This is a genomic window from Reinekea sp. (genome assembly GCF_982785585.1).
In genome coordinates, this window is record NZ_CEYAVF010000011.1 from 60,781 (window position 1) to 77,413 (window position 16,633).

12 protein-coding genes and 1 pseudogene are annotated in these 16,633 nt (G+C 54.5%); 5 read left to right on the top strand and 8 right to left on the bottom strand.

The features are described from left to right. Positions 1 to 122 precede the first annotated feature (122 nt). Entirely contained in the window at positions 123 to 1,037 is a 915-nt protein-coding gene (locus tag AC4FIC_RS06465) for a LysR family transcriptional regulator (RefSeq protein WP_273284534.1), read from the top strand. Positions 1,038 to 1,064: 27 nt separating this feature from the next. Here the strand turns inward: AC4FIC_RS06465 and AC4FIC_RS06470 are convergent, their stop codons facing one another. Together AC4FIC_RS06470 and AC4FIC_RS06475 are read right to left on the bottom strand one after the other, a co-directional pair. After that, on the bottom strand, positions 1,065 to 2,363 hold the full coding sequence (locus AC4FIC_RS06470; RefSeq protein ID WP_100256342.1) for an NAD(P)/FAD-dependent oxidoreductase: 1,299 nt from the start codon (positions 2,361 to 2,363) through the stop codon (positions 1,065 to 1,067). Between the two features lie 129 nt (positions 2,364 to 2,492). After that, positions 2,493 to 2,873, bottom strand: coding sequence for a DUF1294 domain-containing protein (locus AC4FIC_RS06475; RefSeq protein ID WP_100256341.1), 381 nt, complete (start codon positions 2,871 to 2,873; stop codon positions 2,493 to 2,495). Between the two features lie 218 nt (positions 2,874 to 3,091). On the opposite strand from AC4FIC_RS06475, the gene AC4FIC_RS06480 reads away from it, so the two are divergent. Beyond that, entirely contained in the window at positions 3,092 to 5,020 is a 1,929-nt protein-coding gene (locus AC4FIC_RS06480; RefSeq protein WP_476194306.1) for a DNA topoisomerase III, read from the top strand. 51 nt (positions 5,021 to 5,071) lie between these two features. Here AC4FIC_RS06480 and AC4FIC_RS06485 read toward each other — a convergent pair whose 3' ends face one another. Next, the gene (locus AC4FIC_RS06485; protein WP_100256339.1) at positions 5,072 to 5,947 is read right to left on the bottom strand and encodes a LysR family transcriptional regulator; all 876 of its coding nucleotides are present in this window, start codon (positions 5,945 to 5,947) and stop codon (positions 5,072 to 5,074) included. A gap of 116 nt (positions 5,948 to 6,063) precedes the next feature. On the opposite strand from AC4FIC_RS06485, the gene AC4FIC_RS06490 reads away from it, so the two are divergent. After that, positions 6,064 to 6,429 carry a DoxX family protein gene (locus AC4FIC_RS06490; RefSeq protein WP_100256338.1) on the top strand — a complete coding sequence of 122 codons (366 nt, stop codon included), beginning with the start codon at positions 6,064 to 6,066 and terminating at the stop codon, positions 6,427 to 6,429. Positions 6,430 to 6,635: 206 nt separating this feature from the next. Then, positions 6,636 to 7,673 carry a YeeE/YedE family protein gene (locus tag AC4FIC_RS06495; protein WP_476194876.1) on the top strand — a complete coding sequence of 346 codons (1,038 nt, stop codon included), beginning with the start codon at positions 6,636 to 6,638 and terminating at the stop codon, positions 7,671 to 7,673. A gap of 126 nt (positions 7,674 to 7,799) precedes the next feature. Here the strand turns inward: AC4FIC_RS06495 and AC4FIC_RS06500 are convergent, their stop codons facing one another. The 5 genes from AC4FIC_RS06500 to AC4FIC_RS06520 form a co-directional block, all read right to left on the bottom strand. Further along, positions 7,800 to 8,147 carry a rhodanese-like domain-containing protein gene (locus AC4FIC_RS06500; protein WP_476194875.1) on the bottom strand — a complete coding sequence of 116 codons (348 nt, stop codon included), beginning with the start codon at positions 8,145 to 8,147 and terminating at the stop codon, positions 7,800 to 7,802. 137 nt (positions 8,148 to 8,284) lie between these two features. Further along, positions 8,285 to 9,976 carry a glycoside hydrolase family 13 protein gene (locus tag AC4FIC_RS06505; protein ID WP_100256327.1) on the bottom strand — a complete coding sequence of 564 codons (1,692 nt, stop codon included), beginning with the start codon at positions 9,974 to 9,976 and terminating at the stop codon, positions 8,285 to 8,287. Between the two features lie 304 nt (positions 9,977 to 10,280). Then, on the bottom strand, positions 10,281 to 14,444 hold the full coding sequence (locus tag AC4FIC_RS06510) for a DUF2341 domain-containing protein (protein WP_476194874.1): 4,164 nt from the start codon (positions 14,442 to 14,444) through the stop codon (positions 10,281 to 10,283). Positions 14,445 to 14,611: 167 nt separating this feature from the next. Continuing rightward, a complete protein-coding gene (locus AC4FIC_RS06515) occupies positions 14,612 to 15,295 on the bottom strand; it encodes a hypothetical protein (protein ID WP_476194574.1) in 684 nt (227 codons plus the stop codon). A gap of 315 nt (positions 15,296 to 15,610) precedes the next feature. Then, a complete protein-coding gene (locus tag AC4FIC_RS06520; protein WP_100258689.1) occupies positions 15,611 to 16,060 on the bottom strand; it encodes an Lrp/AsnC family transcriptional regulator in 450 nt (149 codons plus the stop codon). Between the two features lie 136 nt (positions 16,061 to 16,196). Between AC4FIC_RS06520 and AC4FIC_RS06525 the strand changes: the two are divergent. Further along, positions 16,197 to 16,633, top strand: a pseudogene (locus AC4FIC_RS06525) (bifunctional proline dehydrogenase/L-glutamate gamma-semialdehyde dehydrogenase); the annotation flags it as partial.

Sequence of the window (16,633 nt, forward strand, 5' to 3'; positions counted from 1 at the left end):
GGCTCAGCCCGCGCGGCTCGATGCCGGCCGAACTGTTGCAACCAGTATTACCTAGATAAATAATCAGATAAACAGCAATATAAGCGAATATTTATTGTCTAAAAAACAACAATGGAGGTCCAATGGACCAATTAAGGGCGTTGAACTACTTTATCGCCGTCGCCGAGACGGGCAACTTTACCGAGGCGGCGCGGCGCTTCTCCGTGCCGGCCTCGTCTGTCTCGCGCCGTATTGCCGATTTAGAGCAACAGCTCGGTGCCAACCTGTTCCAGCGCTCGACTCGGGTGGTCAAGCTCACCGAGGTGGGTCGGAACTACTTAAAGCAGGTTCGGCCCCTGGTGGCCCAATTGGCGCAAACCAATGAATCGGTGCGCGCCTATCAGACGGAGCCGATGGGAATCTTGCGAATTAGTTCAATGGTCGGTTTCGGTGAGCTCATGCTGCTGCCCCTGTTGGACGAATTTGCCAAGCGTTACCCCAAGGTCATCTTGGATATCAGCTTGACCGATGAATTGTCGACCCTGAACCGGGATGATATCGATATCGCGATCCGCGGGGGCTATGCTCCAAACGAGCGCGTGGTAGCCATTAAGTTGCTCGATAATCGTTTCTTTGCGGTTGCCGCACCGGCCTATCTGGCCCGAGTTGGCGTGCCCGACCATCCTGCCGAACTGCGACAGCATGCCGGACTCTATTTTCGTACTCCGACGGGACCCACCCCCTGGCTCAGCTACTTCGACCAGCAATGGCAGGATGTCTCGGCACCGGCCGTGGGCATTTCCAATAATGGCACCTGGTTGATGGCGCAGACCCTCGCCGGCGCAGGCATAGTGTTGTTGCCCAAATGGGTGACCGAGCCCTATCTGGCGCGCGGCGAACTGATTTTGCTCGACCTGCAACCGAGCGTCACCATCACTTCCCACCCTGATGCGTCGGTATTCCTGCTCTATCAAAAACACCGCTACCTGGTGCCTAAGATTAAAAGCGCGGTCGACTTCCTGGTCGACCGGATTGCCCAAACGACCGCCACCGCTTAGCCGCTTGCCGCCGGCGCAGCAGCTCGCTCAGTGCAGTTTTAGGCGCGGACGTAGCACCTTATTCAGACTATCAGACAGGATACGCAGACCGGTCTTAAACCAACCGTGCAAGGCCAGTTGATGCATTCGATAGAGGGAGACATACATAAACCGAGCGATACGACCCTCGATCAACATGGTACCACGCGTTAGATTGCCCATCAGACTGCCGACCGTCGAATAGCGACTGAGATTTACTAAGGATCCATAATCGGTATAGACATAGGCTTTTAAGGTCGTTTCGCCGGCCAATTGCAGGCGGATATTTTGGTACACATGACTGGCCATCTGGTGCGCCGATTGGGCGCGTGGTGGCACGGTCTTACCGTCCGCCATCGGGCAGGAGGCGCAGTCACCGAGGGCATAAATATGATCGTCTAATGTGGTCTGCAGGGTGGGTCGAACCTGCCATTGGTTGATGCGATTGGTTGCCAAATCGGACATGGCGGCAAACTGGTCGGGCACCTTGATGCCGGCCGCCCAGACCAGAATATCGGCATCAATTACCTGCTCATCTTTGGTCACAAAGGCACCCGGATCGGACCGGGCAACCAGGGTATTGATCTTGACATCGATACCCAGAGCCACCAACTCCTTGTGCGCCGAGGCCGAAATACGTTCCGGCAATGCCGGCAAGATCCGCGGGCCAGCCTCGATCAAGGATATTTTCAGTTGTTCCGACTTCAGTTCACTGAGGCCGTAGGCGCGCATAATATTAAAGGTATTGTGCAATTCGGCCGACAGCTCCACGCCGGTAGCACCGGCTCCGACAATGGCGATTCGGTAAACCGCATCGGCATCGCTTTGCGCCCGACCATTCAACTTCAATAGGCCGTTCAACAACTTGCGGTGGAAGCGTTCCGCCTGGCTTGGGGCATCGAGGAAAATGGCATTATCGCGCACGCCAGGGGTGCCAAAATCATTGGTCACGCTGCCCAGGGCCAGCACCAGAATATCGTAGTTCAGGGTGCGTTCGGGCAGTACCGCCTGACCTTCATCATCGCTCAGTGGCGCCAGGGTGATGGTTTTTTCACTGCGATCGATACCGCTGAGGGAACCGAGCTTAAAACGAAAATGATGGTTAAAAGCATGGGCTCTATAGCTCAGAGAATCGACCCCCATATCCAGGCTGCCACTGGCGACCTCATGCAGCAGCGGCTTCCACAGATGGCTATTGTTGCGATCGATCAGCGTTACCTCGGCTTGCTTTTTTTTGCCATAGCGTCGGCCCAACTTGGTTGCCAGCTCCAAGCCGCCGGCGCCCCCACCCACTACAATAATTCGCATAACAAGATCCTATTTAAGGTCGAAAAGTTTAGGTTGGCGCAAGTATGAAACATTGACATTAAAGTACAACCGGTCTTTTCTGGGCCCGATGGGCCGGCTAGCGAACGCTGACGCGCACGCGCGCATGACCTAAGGCTTGAACAACCACCAAAACAGTATCCCCAGATTAATCATCAGAGTGAGCCAAAAGACCACCCGAAAACGTCTTTTAATCGTCTTGTGCCGCAGCCACTGTTGCGCCAACAATGCCCCAGGCCAACCCCCGAGCAGCGCCAACAGGTGCAGCAACCGCTCCGATGTGCGCCGCCAACCTTTTTTGGCCGCATACTTGTCCCAAGCGTAAACTACAAAGGTCACCAGGCTGGCCGCGCCATAGAAATACACCAAGCCCTTGGGTAACCAGCCGAACTGATACCCCAGTGCCAGTCCACCGACGGCGAACAGGAACAGAAGCTGGGAGATCCAGCGTCTCGACCGAGGTCTATAGCGCTTATCAGGGTGGGTGCTCATATGCTGGATTGGCCTAGAAAATGGGGGGGCAAGTGCGCAGTTTAGGGCTTACGGGTTTGGAGGCAACCCTTTATTCGGCGCGCCGGGCCAAGCTGACTCAGCCTGTCCACCGGAGTATCGGCGCAAATTGTGCCTGATAAGAGATTCAGGCCTTCAAAAAGGCGCGACAATAGATTACTGTATATAAATACAGTTAATTAGTTGCGGTTTAGCCTCTGATGCGTCTCTTTATTGCGGAAAAACCCAGCCTGGGCCGAGCCATTGCCGAGGTCCTGCCCAAGCCTCTGAAAAAAGGTGAGGGCTTTGTTACCGCCGCCAATGGCGATACGGTCAGCTGGTGCATCGGTCACCTGCTCGAGTTGCAGGCGCCTGAGGCCTATAACCCAGCCTTTAAGAAGTGGTCGCATGAGCATCTGCCGATCATTCCTGAAAAGTGGTTGCTGACGCCAAAACGCAACACCAGCAAGCAACTGGGCGTCTTACGCAGCCTGGTTAAACAGGCCAGTTCACTGGTGCATGCCGGCGACCCAGACCGAGAAGGCCAGTTATTGGTCGATGAACTGATCAACTTTTTAGGCGTCAAGGGCGATAAAAAAGCTGCGGTTCAGCGCTGCCTGATCAATGATCTCAATCCAGCCGCGGTCAGTCAGGCGGTAGCCAACTTACGCCGCAATCAAGACTTTATCCCCCTGTCGACCTCCGCCCTGGCGCGCTCCCGAGCCGACTGGCTCTATGGCATCAACCTAACCCGCGCCTATACGCTGCAAGGTCAGCAAGTCGGCTATAAGGGGGTGTTGTCGGTCGGGCGGGTGCAGACTCCAGTCTTGGGTTTGGTGGTCCGACGCGATCTGGCGATAGCAGCCTTTGTCAGCCATCCCTTTTATGAAGTCTGGGCCCAATTGGCAACAGCAACCGGCGAACGCTTCAAGGCCAAATGGCAACCGAGCGCGGCCTGCCAGCCCTATCTCGATGAGCAAGGGCGCAATTTGTCGCGCGCGTTAGCCGACAATGTTGCGCGCCGGATCAGTGGCCAAACTGGCACCGTGAGTCGACTGCAACGCGAGCATAAAAAGCAGTCTGCGGCGCTGCCCTATAGTCTGTCGACTCTGCAGATCGATGCCAGCAAGGCCTTCGGCCTGAGCGCACAACAAACCTTGGATATTTGCCAAGAGTTGTACGAAAAATACCAGCTGATCACCTATCCGCGCTCGGACTGTCGCTTTCTGCCCACCGAGCATCACAGCCAGGCGGCCACCGTGGTGGCCGCCATCGAGCACAACCTGGGCCAGCTCAACGGCCAGGCCATTGCCACCCTGCCGCTTAATTTGCAGCAAAAATCTCGCGCCTGGAACGACACCAAGGTCAGCGCCCACCACGCCATCATCCCAACACTGAAACGACACAGCGGCCTCAGTAAGGCACAGGGTCAGGTCTATGGCCTGGTCAGTCGTAACTATTTGATCCAGTTTATGGCGCCCTATGAATTTGCCAGCACAGAGGTTGAGGTCAGCATTGCGGCCGGTAGCTTTATCGCCAAGGCGATAGAACCCAAGATTGAGGGCTGGAAGCAGCTGTTTCCGAAGCGTTCGGCCAAGGCTGGCGATCCGGCTGAGGACGCTGACCAGCTGTTGCCCAACCTGACCAAGGGGCAGCTGCTGAGCTCGCTGCAGGCCGATCTGCTGGAGAAGGCCACCAGTGCGCCCAAGCCCTACAGCGACGCCACACTGCTGGCGGCCATGACTGGGATCGGAGCACACGTCAGCGATCCGGCGGTACGCAAGATTCTTAAGGATACCGATGGCTTAGGCACCGAAGCCACGCGCGCCGGCATCATCGAGCTGTTGTTTAAGCGCGGTTTTCTGCTGCGCCAGGGCAAGAGCATTGTTGCCACCGATACCGGGCGTATCTTTATCACCGCCTTGCCCGATGTCGCGACGACACCCGATATGACGGCACAGTGGGAGGCCCAACTCACCGCCATCGCCGAAGGGCGTGGCCAATACCAGGCCCTAATGGACCCCTTGACTGAACAATTGCAAGCTATGACATTGGCCAGTCGCAGTGTGGTGCCGACGCAATTGAAAGGACTGGGGACGGCTAAGGTATTCGGTAAAAAGAAACGTGCGCGCAAGAAAACCAGTGCCTAACAAGCGACACATAATAACCGGCTAGGCGGCTACTGCATCGGGTCTCTGCCATTAGGGGGTGTCGGGAAAATAGTCCACCAGTCGGGTTTGCAAAAAATCCCAAAAAGTTTTAATTCGGATGGTATTGCGCAAGTCCTTATTGGCGAGCAACCAGACCTGGGAATTAAACTGGGCCGGTAATCGATAGAGTTCCTGCAGCGGCTCAGAGCGTAACTCTGGCAGCAAAGCAATACCCAAATGCTGCAGGGCACACTGGTAAGCACCGATGATCCGGTTGGTTGCAACCGGCCGCGGGTTATTCAATGTCTTTTCATTAAACCAGCGCGCCGCCGGTGAAGCGAACAGCCGATAGGGTATAACCGGCAGTCCATCAAACACATAATCTCCTGATTCGAAATTAATATTATGCGTCTGAATAAATTCCTGACTGGCAAAGAGACCCCAATGCACGTCGCGAATTTTGCGGCCTATCAGGTTGTCGGGTACTGCCGAGCTGGCCCGAATTGCGATATCGGCTTCACGATTGGAAATATTCAATGAGCGAACATCTTCCAAAATTTCAAACTCAACCTTCGGATAGCTCAACTGAAATTCGGCGATAATCGAGGGCAGTAACTCAAAGGCGATTTCACCCGGTGCCGTGATGCGAATCAGGCCACGTATTTCGGTGAGCCGTGCCTGAGACTGAAAATGTATGCTGCCCACCAACGAGGCCATTCTCCGAGCGTCGGCTAAGATGGCCTCACCCGGCTCGGTTAACAGATAACCGCTGCGGCTCGACGTGAACAACTGGCAATCTAAGTGTTCCTCCAGGCTCTGCATTTTCCGCCACACCGTCGTATGATTTACGCCCAGATGTTTGGCCGCGGCCTTAAGCGAACCGGAGTCGGCTACTGCGATGAGATATTTTAAATCATTCCAGTCCATATCCAGTACCTCTAGGTAGAAATATTGCAATTATGCAATTTAACTTTGCATTAACTATCGTATCACTGCTAATTTAAAATAGATAAGCTGGAGCTAACCTAATAAGGATTCAAACTATGAACAAAATTAAAATAAGCTTCTATGCGCTCAGTGGACTGTTTTCACTGGCCATGGCGGCGACCGCAATGGCCAAGCTGACAACCAATCCAGCCCTGGTGCAATCGTTTGATGCCATGGGATACCCACTGTTTTTAATGACCATACTCGGCGTCGCCTATCTGATTGGCATCGCTGCAATACTCCAGCCGGTCTCCGATACGCTGCGCCAATGGGGTTATGCAGGTTTCTCAGTGGCGTTAGTGGGTGCCGTAGCGTCGCATATACTCAGTGGTGATCCGATAGCCAATGCGGTTCCAGGCTTGTTTTTATTGGTTATTTTGGCTGTTACCGTGGTACTAGAACGGCAATACCGCAACCAATAAAGCGCCCCGATCGCCCAGTGCGACTGCGGTTTGTAGTTATAAATAAAGGCGCCTGAATGGGCGCCTTTTTTATGTCACCTAGACCTAAAAACACGGACCCCAGCCGTGCATCCGAATATTCGCCCCCGCTAAATAAGTAAATAATAATATACGTGCTATATTGGTCCTTCGCATTAACCGTTCGCATCCTCGCACAGGGCCCTTAGATGACTGACTTTCTGGAACAGCTCGGGGACGATAACCTCCTAATTCTGACTGGTGTCATCGTTGGATTGCTATTTGGTGTCGCGGCGCAACAGAGCCGATTTTGTCTGCGTGCTGCTACCATCGAGTTTTGGCATGCTCACCTGGGTCCTAAGGTCGCCATTTGGTTGCTGGTCTTTTCAACCGCCCTGGTATTGACCCAGTTGCAGTTCAGTCTCGGCACTCTATCGCCCGATTCGATCCGCCAACTCACCGGTACTGGGTCGCTTTCCGGCGCGATCGTGGGCGGCCTGATGTTTGGCGCAGGCATGATTTTAGCCCGAGGCTGTGCCAGCCGACTGCTGGTGCTGTCGGCGACCGGGAATATGCGCGCCCTAACCACCGGCCTAATAGTCACCATTATCGCGCAAGCGGCCTATACCGGCATATTATCACCGCTGCGCGAATGGATTACTGCTTGGTGGCTTATTTCCGGCAATGTCCGAAATCTAGCCTTTTATCTGCCCAATGGTGCGCCGTTTCTGGTTTCGCTACTGCTTATGGCATTTAGCATTTTGATTACCCTACGCAATCGCCTCTCTACCAAGGTGATCGGTTATTCGCTGCTCACCGGATGTTCAATCGCGCTGGGCTGGTTGATGACCAGCTGGCATGCCTCTTGGTCGTATGAAATCGTCAAGATCCAATCGGTCACCTTCACTGGCCCCTCCGCCGATACCTTGATGGCCGTGATTACGTCGCCGACTTTACCGCTTAACTTCGGGACCGGACTGGTACCGGGCGTTTTTCTGGGGTCCATGCTGGCGTCGCTTGTAACCAAGGAATTCCAACTGGAAGCCTTTACCGCTGACACCGGTATGATTCGCTATCTCATCGGCGCGCCCCTGATGGGCTTCGGTGGCATGTTGGCGGGGGGCTGTGCGGTCGGTGCTGGGGTCACCGGTGGTGCCGTGCTGTCACTGACATCCTGGACTGCGCTGCTGTTTATGTGGCTCGGTGCCGGTATGACCGATCGTCTGATAATGAGGACACAAACTTAGAGGCCCAAATTACCAAGGGCATCTTCTGGTAGGTAAAGGGATTTGGGGGCACGGGCAAGCCTGCAAATTAAATCGTCAGGCAGTTCACGCGACTGCCTGATAAAAACTGCGTTCAGGCCGATGACTTTAACCCAGCTTGCGATAGCCGATCAGGCCGCCGGCAATAAAGCGCGCATTGACATAGCCCATGTTGCGCAAGGTAGCCGCCGACAAGGCGCCACGGTTGTTGGCATTGCAATAACAGAGTAATTGGGTGGTCAGATCCGGAATTAACCCTTCGACATTCATTTCCAATTTGCCGCGACTGATGTGCACCGAGCCATCAATGTGATCGGCATCGTGCTCTTCCTTATCTCGAATATCCAGTGCGACCGCGCCACTGGCGATCAATTCATCGACCTGAGCCGGGATGACTTCCTGGACAGAGGCGCGGGCGGTGTCGGCAAGCTGTTGGAATTTTTCGGTGTAGGCCATAGAGTCAATCTCGTCTGTGAGTTAAAACACGAAAATAACCTTATATTAGATAAATGTAAAGTACCATTAAACCTGATTGTCCGCAGTGCCGCCCGAGCCCCAACAATAGCGGCTGGGACGGCTGCCGAGCAACGGCCTCAGTCTGAACTTATATCTAAAACCAGAGCCTGATAGGGCTGCAGCAGCACTGACTGGACCTGTTCAACCTGATCGGAATAGTTATTCACAACCTGCTGCTGGACGGCGGCCTGGTAATGTCGGGTCAGTGCCGCGCCGGTGAAGTTCGCAATCACCAATATCTTTTTATTGCCGAAGGTCCGGCTGTAGGCAAAAACCTCGGCATCTTCGGGATCGATCAACTCAAATTGGCCGTAGACCAACACATCCCCATATGCCTCACTCTCACGCAGCTTGATCAGGTTTTGGTAGTGATAGAAAACCGAGTCTGGGTCGGCGTAAGACACCTCAGCATTAATGTTAGGGTAATTGGGGTTTACCGCCAGCCAAGGCTCCGTTGTGCTGAAACCCGCGTATTGCTCGGCATTCCATTGCATCGGCACCCGGGCATGATCGCGCGAAAAGGTATTCAGATAGTCCATCGCCTGGGTTTCAGAGATGCCGCGCGCGATCATCTTCTGATAATGAAATTTGGCCATCAGATCGTTAAATTCGTCGATGGCGTGGAATGTCTTATTGGTCATGGCCAACTCTTCACCCTGATAAACATAGGGTGTGCCACTCATCATATGCAGAACCGTGCCGAGCATCTTGGCGCTGCGGTTGCGTAACGCGTCGGAGTCATCACCATAGCGGGAGACTGGCCGCGGCTGATCGTGGTTGCTCCAGTACAGGCTGTTCCAGCCTTTGCCCTGCAGTTGCGTTTGCCATTTATTCATAATGGCCTTGTATTCGACCAGGTTAAAATCCTTTTTAACGGCGTTGTGCTCTTCACGGTCGATACTGACGTGTTCAAAATGGAAAATCATCGACAGTTCGTTACGCGCTGGATTGGAGTAAAACTGGCCGTCCAAGGGGGTGGTAAAAGGCGTTTCACCCACCGTCAGCACGTCATAATGCTGCAAGACCTGATCGTGCATTTCGCGCAGATATTGATGACACAGGCCGTTATTGGCCCAATGCTCCCAACCGGCCACGCCCTGATCAAAGATGCTCGCATCCGGATAGTCGGCCGGCTTGCCAATCATATTAATCACATCCATACGGAAGCCACCCAGGCCCTTTTTAAGCCAGAAGTGCATCATCTGGTAGATGGCATCCCGTACTTCCGGGTTGGCCCAATTCAGATCGGGCTGCTTCTCGCTAAACAGATGCAAATAATACTGCTCACTCGAGACGTCGAACTCCCAGGCCTTGGGGGTAAAGAACGATTCCCAGTTGTTGGGCTCGGAGCCATCGGCCTTGGCATCTTTCCAGATATACCAGTCGCGCTTGGGGTTATCGATACTGCTCTTGGATTCAATAAACCAAGGGTGTTGATCGGAGGTATGGTTAACCACCAGATCCATAACGATCTTGATGCCACGCTGCGCCGCCTGCGCGATCAATCTGTCCATATCGGCCATGGTGCCGAATTCGGGCGCGATGGCGCAATAGTCGGAAATATCGTAACCGTTATCGTCCATCGGCGACTGGAAGACCGGGCTCAGCCAGATGATCTTCGCGCCGAGCTGCTTAATATGGTCCAACTTGGCAATGATCCCCGGTATATCTCCGATGCCGTCGCCATTGCTGTCATTGAAGCTGCGTGGGTAAATTTGATAGACGACGGCGTTGTGCCACCACTGACGTTGAATAATTGCTGGATTCATATCGGGCTCCTAACCGGTCAGACCCCGCGGGGACAGACCGAACTGTTGTTTTATCGGACGGGTGCTTAATCGATGCCTGTCAGCATAGCTTGGGCAGCAGGCTTGCGCTGAAAAACGCGGTATTTTGGCAACTGATCGGCTCAAATTGGCCCGCACCACGAGTTACTTAATCGATTAAGAACTGTATCGACGACTTTTTCCAGTCTTATTTGCACGTATTGTCGGTTTGAGAAAGTCCTGCCCTAATTGACGGCAAGACTCGGTGAATATAGGCCACAGCAGCAGGGCCTAATAAAAAATAACCTTACTGGCCCAAATGCTCATCGATGCGAATAAAATTCAAATTCACCAGCCCGGTATCAAACACCACCCGCAACCGGTGTTTGCCGGCCGACACAGGAACCGCGGCGGTGGTTTTGTTACCCCAACTTTGCCAGCCGTTTCGGGGCACGGTTTGGCTACCCGATATATCGACGCCATCCAACTCCAGATGAAAGCTGCGATTGAACACATTGGAGGCGACCCGCGCGGTAAAGCTCAGCTGAGTTGCGTGCTGAACCTTGAGGTCGTATTCCAGCCATTCCCCCGCCTCGGTCCAACCCACATTGCAACCGCCACCCTCGGGGTCCGTGGTCAACTGTTTATCCACGCCGTCCCCGTTTGAGCATTGTGTACCCAGATCCGCGGCACTGAACTCAAGATAACGGTGGTAAGCCTCGGCCTCAATTCGGCCCGGCACCAAGAGGCCGGTGGCGGGATTGGCGTCGACCGTAAAGGTGCGTTGGGCGAGCGCACCGGCATGGCGATAGCCGGCATGGGCCACACTGTTTACCTGCACCGTCAGGCTGTGTTCGCCGTCGGGCATGTCAACATAGTCAACTGTTGCGACACCGTTGATATCGGGGAAGGCACTGATATGCGGCGGCGTATCGACGATAAAGTGCAGGTGATCCGTTGCCAAGGGTGCGCCAGTCCAACTCGCTTGCAGGGAGAAATCCGAGCGGTAAAAAACCGGGTTGTCCTGAAGTGTATCCAGATGAACGATCGGTGGGTTCGGCACCCGCGTGGCATCGTTGGGGTCCCCGCCGAAGGTCACTTCGGTAAAATCATCCCAACTGTCCGCATCGGTGTCCGCGGCGTTGGGGTCGGACTGATGGCTGAATTCCTCAAGGTTGGTCAGGCCATCGTCGTCGGCGTCGCTTAGCGCATCGCTCGGGTCATCAGGATCCAGGCCAAAGCGCCGTTCCCAGTCATCGGGCAGACCGTCTTCGTCACTGTCCATGACCGCGCCGATCGGCTCAAAGATGGCGCGCAGCACCGATGAGCCGGCCGGTGCAAGATAGGCTTGGGCACGCTCACCAGCGTTGGACCAGCTGACGAAGCGATAGGCAACTTGATCTAACAGTTGCGGCGACAAAGCCTCGATGCTCGTGGTCGAACCGGCGATTAGGGTCTTGTTCGTCGGTGTCGGGCTGGTCGATCCGCCCAGACTAATGGCCAGTCCGGCGGGCTCTGACTGCAGCGTCAGGTCGGCGGTGAGCGGATTTAAGCGCAAGGCTGTCGTGGTCGAGAGGGTCGTGTTGGCTTCCTGCGCGCCGAAGTCGATCAGCTGGTCGGTCAGAGACCTCTGTTGCAGCGCCAGCCAGTCCGCGGAGCGCACGAGCGATGACAGCCGGAGTTCATCCATCCGGCCGGTAAAGTAATCCCCGCCACCCGCCCGGCGGCCTATATTTAACGGCAACGAAGCCAAGACCGTTGCGCCAATAGCCTGCTGGGCCAGTTCAACACCCTGACCGTAGACCGTGGCCAAGCCCGATGCCGCCGAATAGGTAGCGGCCACGGCATGATAGCCGCCGCTTAGATCCATCGGCCCACTGACAAAGGCCTTACTCGCCCCGAGCATGGCCAAGTTGCGTGCCTGGCTGAGCTCTAGATTGACTCCCTGGGCCTCGGTCCACAGATTCTTATTCGAGATTAATCTGGGGTATTGGAAAATACTATCATTGGTGGTGTCCACATAGGCCTCTACGGAGAAATCGCCCACCAGCAGCGGATTAAAATCGCTGCCGGCATTAAGATAATTGCTGCTGCCATTGAAGCTGCGCGCGCCACCGAGCTCGCCCAATACCGGCGCAGTACCCACATTGAGCAACGCCTGCCCGGCGACCGAATCGGTGAGTTCGGACAGATGCCAGACGGCCGCATAGCCATTCCGCCAGACCTGGGCAGGTTGCTGACTGTCCGCCGCAAGGCTATTGCCGTAATAGAGAAAGACCGGCTCATCCCCGCTCACCAGTCGGTCTAGGCGTACCCAGAGCGTTGAGTTGCCTGTGGCATCCCAACGCTCGATTTCATGGGCCAGACGCTCGCCGCGGCTGTCGACAAATACCAGGTCTCGGCCACCCGGCTGGGTGAATGCATAGTCGATGCGGGCTGGATTCAATTTCACTAGGATCGGCACATCCACTTGGGCAGTCAGCCCCCTGTTGTTGACGGTCAACTGCCGGCGATACTGCCAAGCACTGTCCCACCAGTCGATGCCGGAGTCGACGCCTGTCAACTCAAAGCGCAAGGCCGACGGATATTCGTGATCTGGGGTAATAAAGCTGCCGCCGTCACCGGCAATATCGACCACGGGATGATCGTGACAATCGTCGACCGCCGCGCAATGCTCGATGATAACGCTCCACGATAAGGCCTCGCTCGGCAGGTCGCCGTCTTCGACATCACTGCCTCGGCCCGCTAAAATCAGGTTTTCACCGACGCTCCATTGATGCGCTATGGACGGCTGATCGATGGTCACACTGGGGGCACTGTTGCCGACGGTAATCACTATCGCTGCACTGTCGGTCTGCCCCGCGGCATCGGTCACCAGCACTTGCACTAATCGGCTTCCGCCGCTGTCATACTGGGCTTGAGCATAGACCTGATCCGCGTCTCCGAACTGACCATCGCCATCGAGATCCCAGCTGTACCTGAGGCTGTCAGGTTGGTCATCGGTGGAATCCGATGCATCAAAGTGCACCCTGAGTGGCGCCGGGCCGCTGCGCACATCGGCCGTCAACGCGGCTTGCGGGGGCCGATTAGCGCTCCCATAGGAATCGATTCGATAAATCCGCCCGCCATCAAAGTCGACATAATGCAGCTGGCCACCAGGTCCCTGCTGGATATCGACCACGCGTCCGCTGGTATCAACCACAAAGGCCTCGCGTCGCGTTGGGTCCGGCAGACCGTTCGCATCGGCGTAGATAACCCAAATACATTGGCGCGTGGAATCGGCGAAAAACAGGGCCTTGTCGTAGGCCGCCGGATAGGCCAATCGCTCGTTAAAGCTGATGCCAGTGACCGAGGATCCGCCGGTGCCGCAACCGTCGCCGGCGACCACCTCGTCACGATGCCGATAGGCAAAAAACGGTGGCGCCAAATCCATATTCAAACCGTTAAAGGTCTGATTGTGCACCGGGTTGCACAATAGATTACCGTTGAAATGTTGGCCCGTGCCTTCGTAACAGGGCCAGCCGAAATTCTCTATCGCACCGAGCGGATCGGCCAAGCGATTGATCTCCTCCCATTCACCGCCACCCACATCTGCGAGCCAAAGTTCATTGGTGTTGGGGCGAATGGTAAAACGGAATGGATTGCGCAGGCCGATGGCAATCATAAAATCGTCGGCCTCGTCGCCGCCGATCAAGGGGTTATCGGACGGTGCGCTGACCACAGCGCCGGAGACATCGAGCCGCAATACCGCGCCGTGAAAGTCCAACCGATCACCGCCGGTTAGCAAATCCTGCGAGCGTAACTGCCCCCCCTGGGAACTGGCTTGCACGCCGGTCACTGGATCGTCACAGGGGTTGCCAACCTGACCGAAATCGGTAAAGGTAAAACTGGCCCCCTCACCGGCACTTAGATAGAGAAAACCGTCCGCACCGAAGTGCAGATCGCCAACGGTGTGGCTGGGATATTGCTGGCACCATTTACCGCTAATCAGGGGCGATTCGAGGGTCGTAGCGACACCCAGGTTATCCAGATCGAGGGTTAAGCGCGCGAGTCGGCCGTTGATCACACACCCGTAGCCGGTCGGATCGGCGCAGCCATCGTTAAAAGAGTTACCGGCATCGAAGGCATAAAGAGCGAACAGTTGCGGGGTGTAGGGGAAATTCGGATGAATAGCCAGGCCCAACAGACCCCGATCCCAATAATCGTGCACATTGTTGCTCAGGTCAGCGACCAACTTGGCTTGACCTTGGGTCGGTTGGTTTCCAAGATCGTTATAATAATAAATACGGCCACTTTTTTCAGCGACGAATGCTTGCACCGGCCCACCGGTTTCGGGTGTAAAGCGGATCGCGGTCGGACGAACATGACCACTGATTAATAGGTTTTCTTGAAAACCGGGCGGCAAGGTTGCAGCACTAAGGTTAGCCAATAGCGACCCAATAAAGAAAGAAATTAACAACGTCCTTGTCATAATAAACCTCCAAATATAAAAATATTTACAGGTTTATTATCTTATTTATTTATTTATATTTACAAGAACATTTCCTTATACCGTCTACCTGATAAAATCATGTATCAGCAAGATAGGAAGGCTATCTTTTTGCATGGCGACCTAATTCCAGTCACGTCATTGGGCCCTCAAATAGTAGGTTCGGTGGTGATTTCCGCAACCAGTTGCGCACCAATGGCCAAGACAAGCTCATTCATTAGGGCGTCCCAGCGAGCATTCTTGTACGCCCAGAACTGGGCGTCAGGAGACCGGATAACGCGGACGTGAAAAACCTTATCGCCCACCGCCAGATCGGCCACGGCAATCAGAGGGGGCAGCGCATTGGCCACTTCGGCCAGATTGTAACCACCCATTAAATCATCTTGCGAACAACCGACAACAAAATTATCCAGGCCGGTGCCGTCCTGATCATCAGGTTGATAATCATCCGATGGAAGGTCAACTAATTGGGCCAGGTTATTAATATGAATGGTGAAATTGTGCAGATCAAAAGCCATCCCCTGATAAGCTTCGGGTAGTTCATTGGACAGATAACGCGTTAAAATCGCAACTCGACCGGGCGTCCTATAATGGTCCGCTAACTGGTAGGAACCATATTGGCAGTCGGTCAGGTTGACTGACAGAGTTTGATCGAGTTTCTGGCGGGCGGGGCGAAGATCTGTGATGGATACTTCATGTACTGATTTCTGTGCGGGCAACGTTTGGGCGGCGTCAAGGTGTTGACCATCACAACCTAATAGCAACCCAACCCCTAACAAAAAAATTCCAATCCGAATCATAGTCAATCTCCCTATTACTCGTTTACTAACCAATAGAAAATTAATTCGCTCAGCTTAGCGATGATGGCGTGCCGCACTCATCAGGGGAAAACTGCCTTGGGATACACGATACTCGAGATAGAGGATTTTAAAAGAGGGACTTAAGCGCGGGTAACGATCTGAAAATGGGTGGATGATTTCCGAAAGTTCGGGTGCATTCCACCCAGCGTTACGTCGCGCTAGGCAGTTGGCGACCCAAAGGATGGATCGGACTCACAACCTGTCGCGTAGCTGCTTAATTGGCTCATACGCAAATTATGCTCGGGCCGAACAGCGGCCAATAAGCGGGCGGATGCTTGCTTTTCTACCTCAATCCTTCACCGTTTCCATGGTCACATAGGTGCTGGTCTGGCCAATAAAGGGTAGCGTCGAGATATGCTCACCTAGGATACGGCGATAGTCTTCTATGTCCTTGCTGCGTATTTTTAATAGGTAGTCAAAGCCGCCCGCGATCATGTGGCACTGTTCCACTTCGGCAATGGCCATGACTGCCTTGTTAAACGCCTTGAGGGAGGCGTCGGTAGTCGAGCTCAAGGTCACCTCGACAAAGACAACATGGGCTTGTCCTAGTCGGTTGTAGTCGACAATAGCACTGTAGCCTTTGATGTAGCCTTCGCCCTCTAATCGCTTGATGCGCTGGGCACAGGGGCTCTTGGATAGCCCGACCATTAGCGCCAGGTCCGTCACCGAGACTCGGCCGTCGACGGCCAGAACCTTGAGGATCTTACGATCAGTTCGATCTAATTCACTGTTTTTCATCAAAAAACCCATTAAATGCTGCTTAATTCAAATCATATTAAGCCATAAGTTGGTCCATAACAGCAAATGCAGTGAAAATAACCGACAGGAGCCTGCTAATATTTATCCTTTAACCGATTCGACAGAGTAGCCGCCCATGACCATCGCCCACAGCCCAGAAGTTGAGATCCGCAATCGTTTACGTCAGCAGGTGTTGGCTCCGGAAAGCCAGTGTTTACTAGACTTAAGTATGCGCGCCGCAATCGATACGGCGCAGCGGGCGCGGATGGTGCAACAGGCCACAACCTGGATCGAGGCGGTGCGACGGGCCAAGAACAGCAACTTGATGGAAGCCTTTATGGCGCAATACGGCCTGACCACCGAGGAAGGGGTCGCCCTGATGTGCCTGGCCGAGGCCCTCTTGCGGGTGCCCGATGCGGCCACCGTATCGGCTTTAATTGATGACAAAATTTCCCCCTATGCGTGGCGCAGCCACGTCGGTGCAGCCACGTCTGCACTGGTTAACGCCTCCACCCTGGGTCTGTGGGCCACCTCTGAAATATTAAAATCGACCGATCAGCCGATTACCAAGGT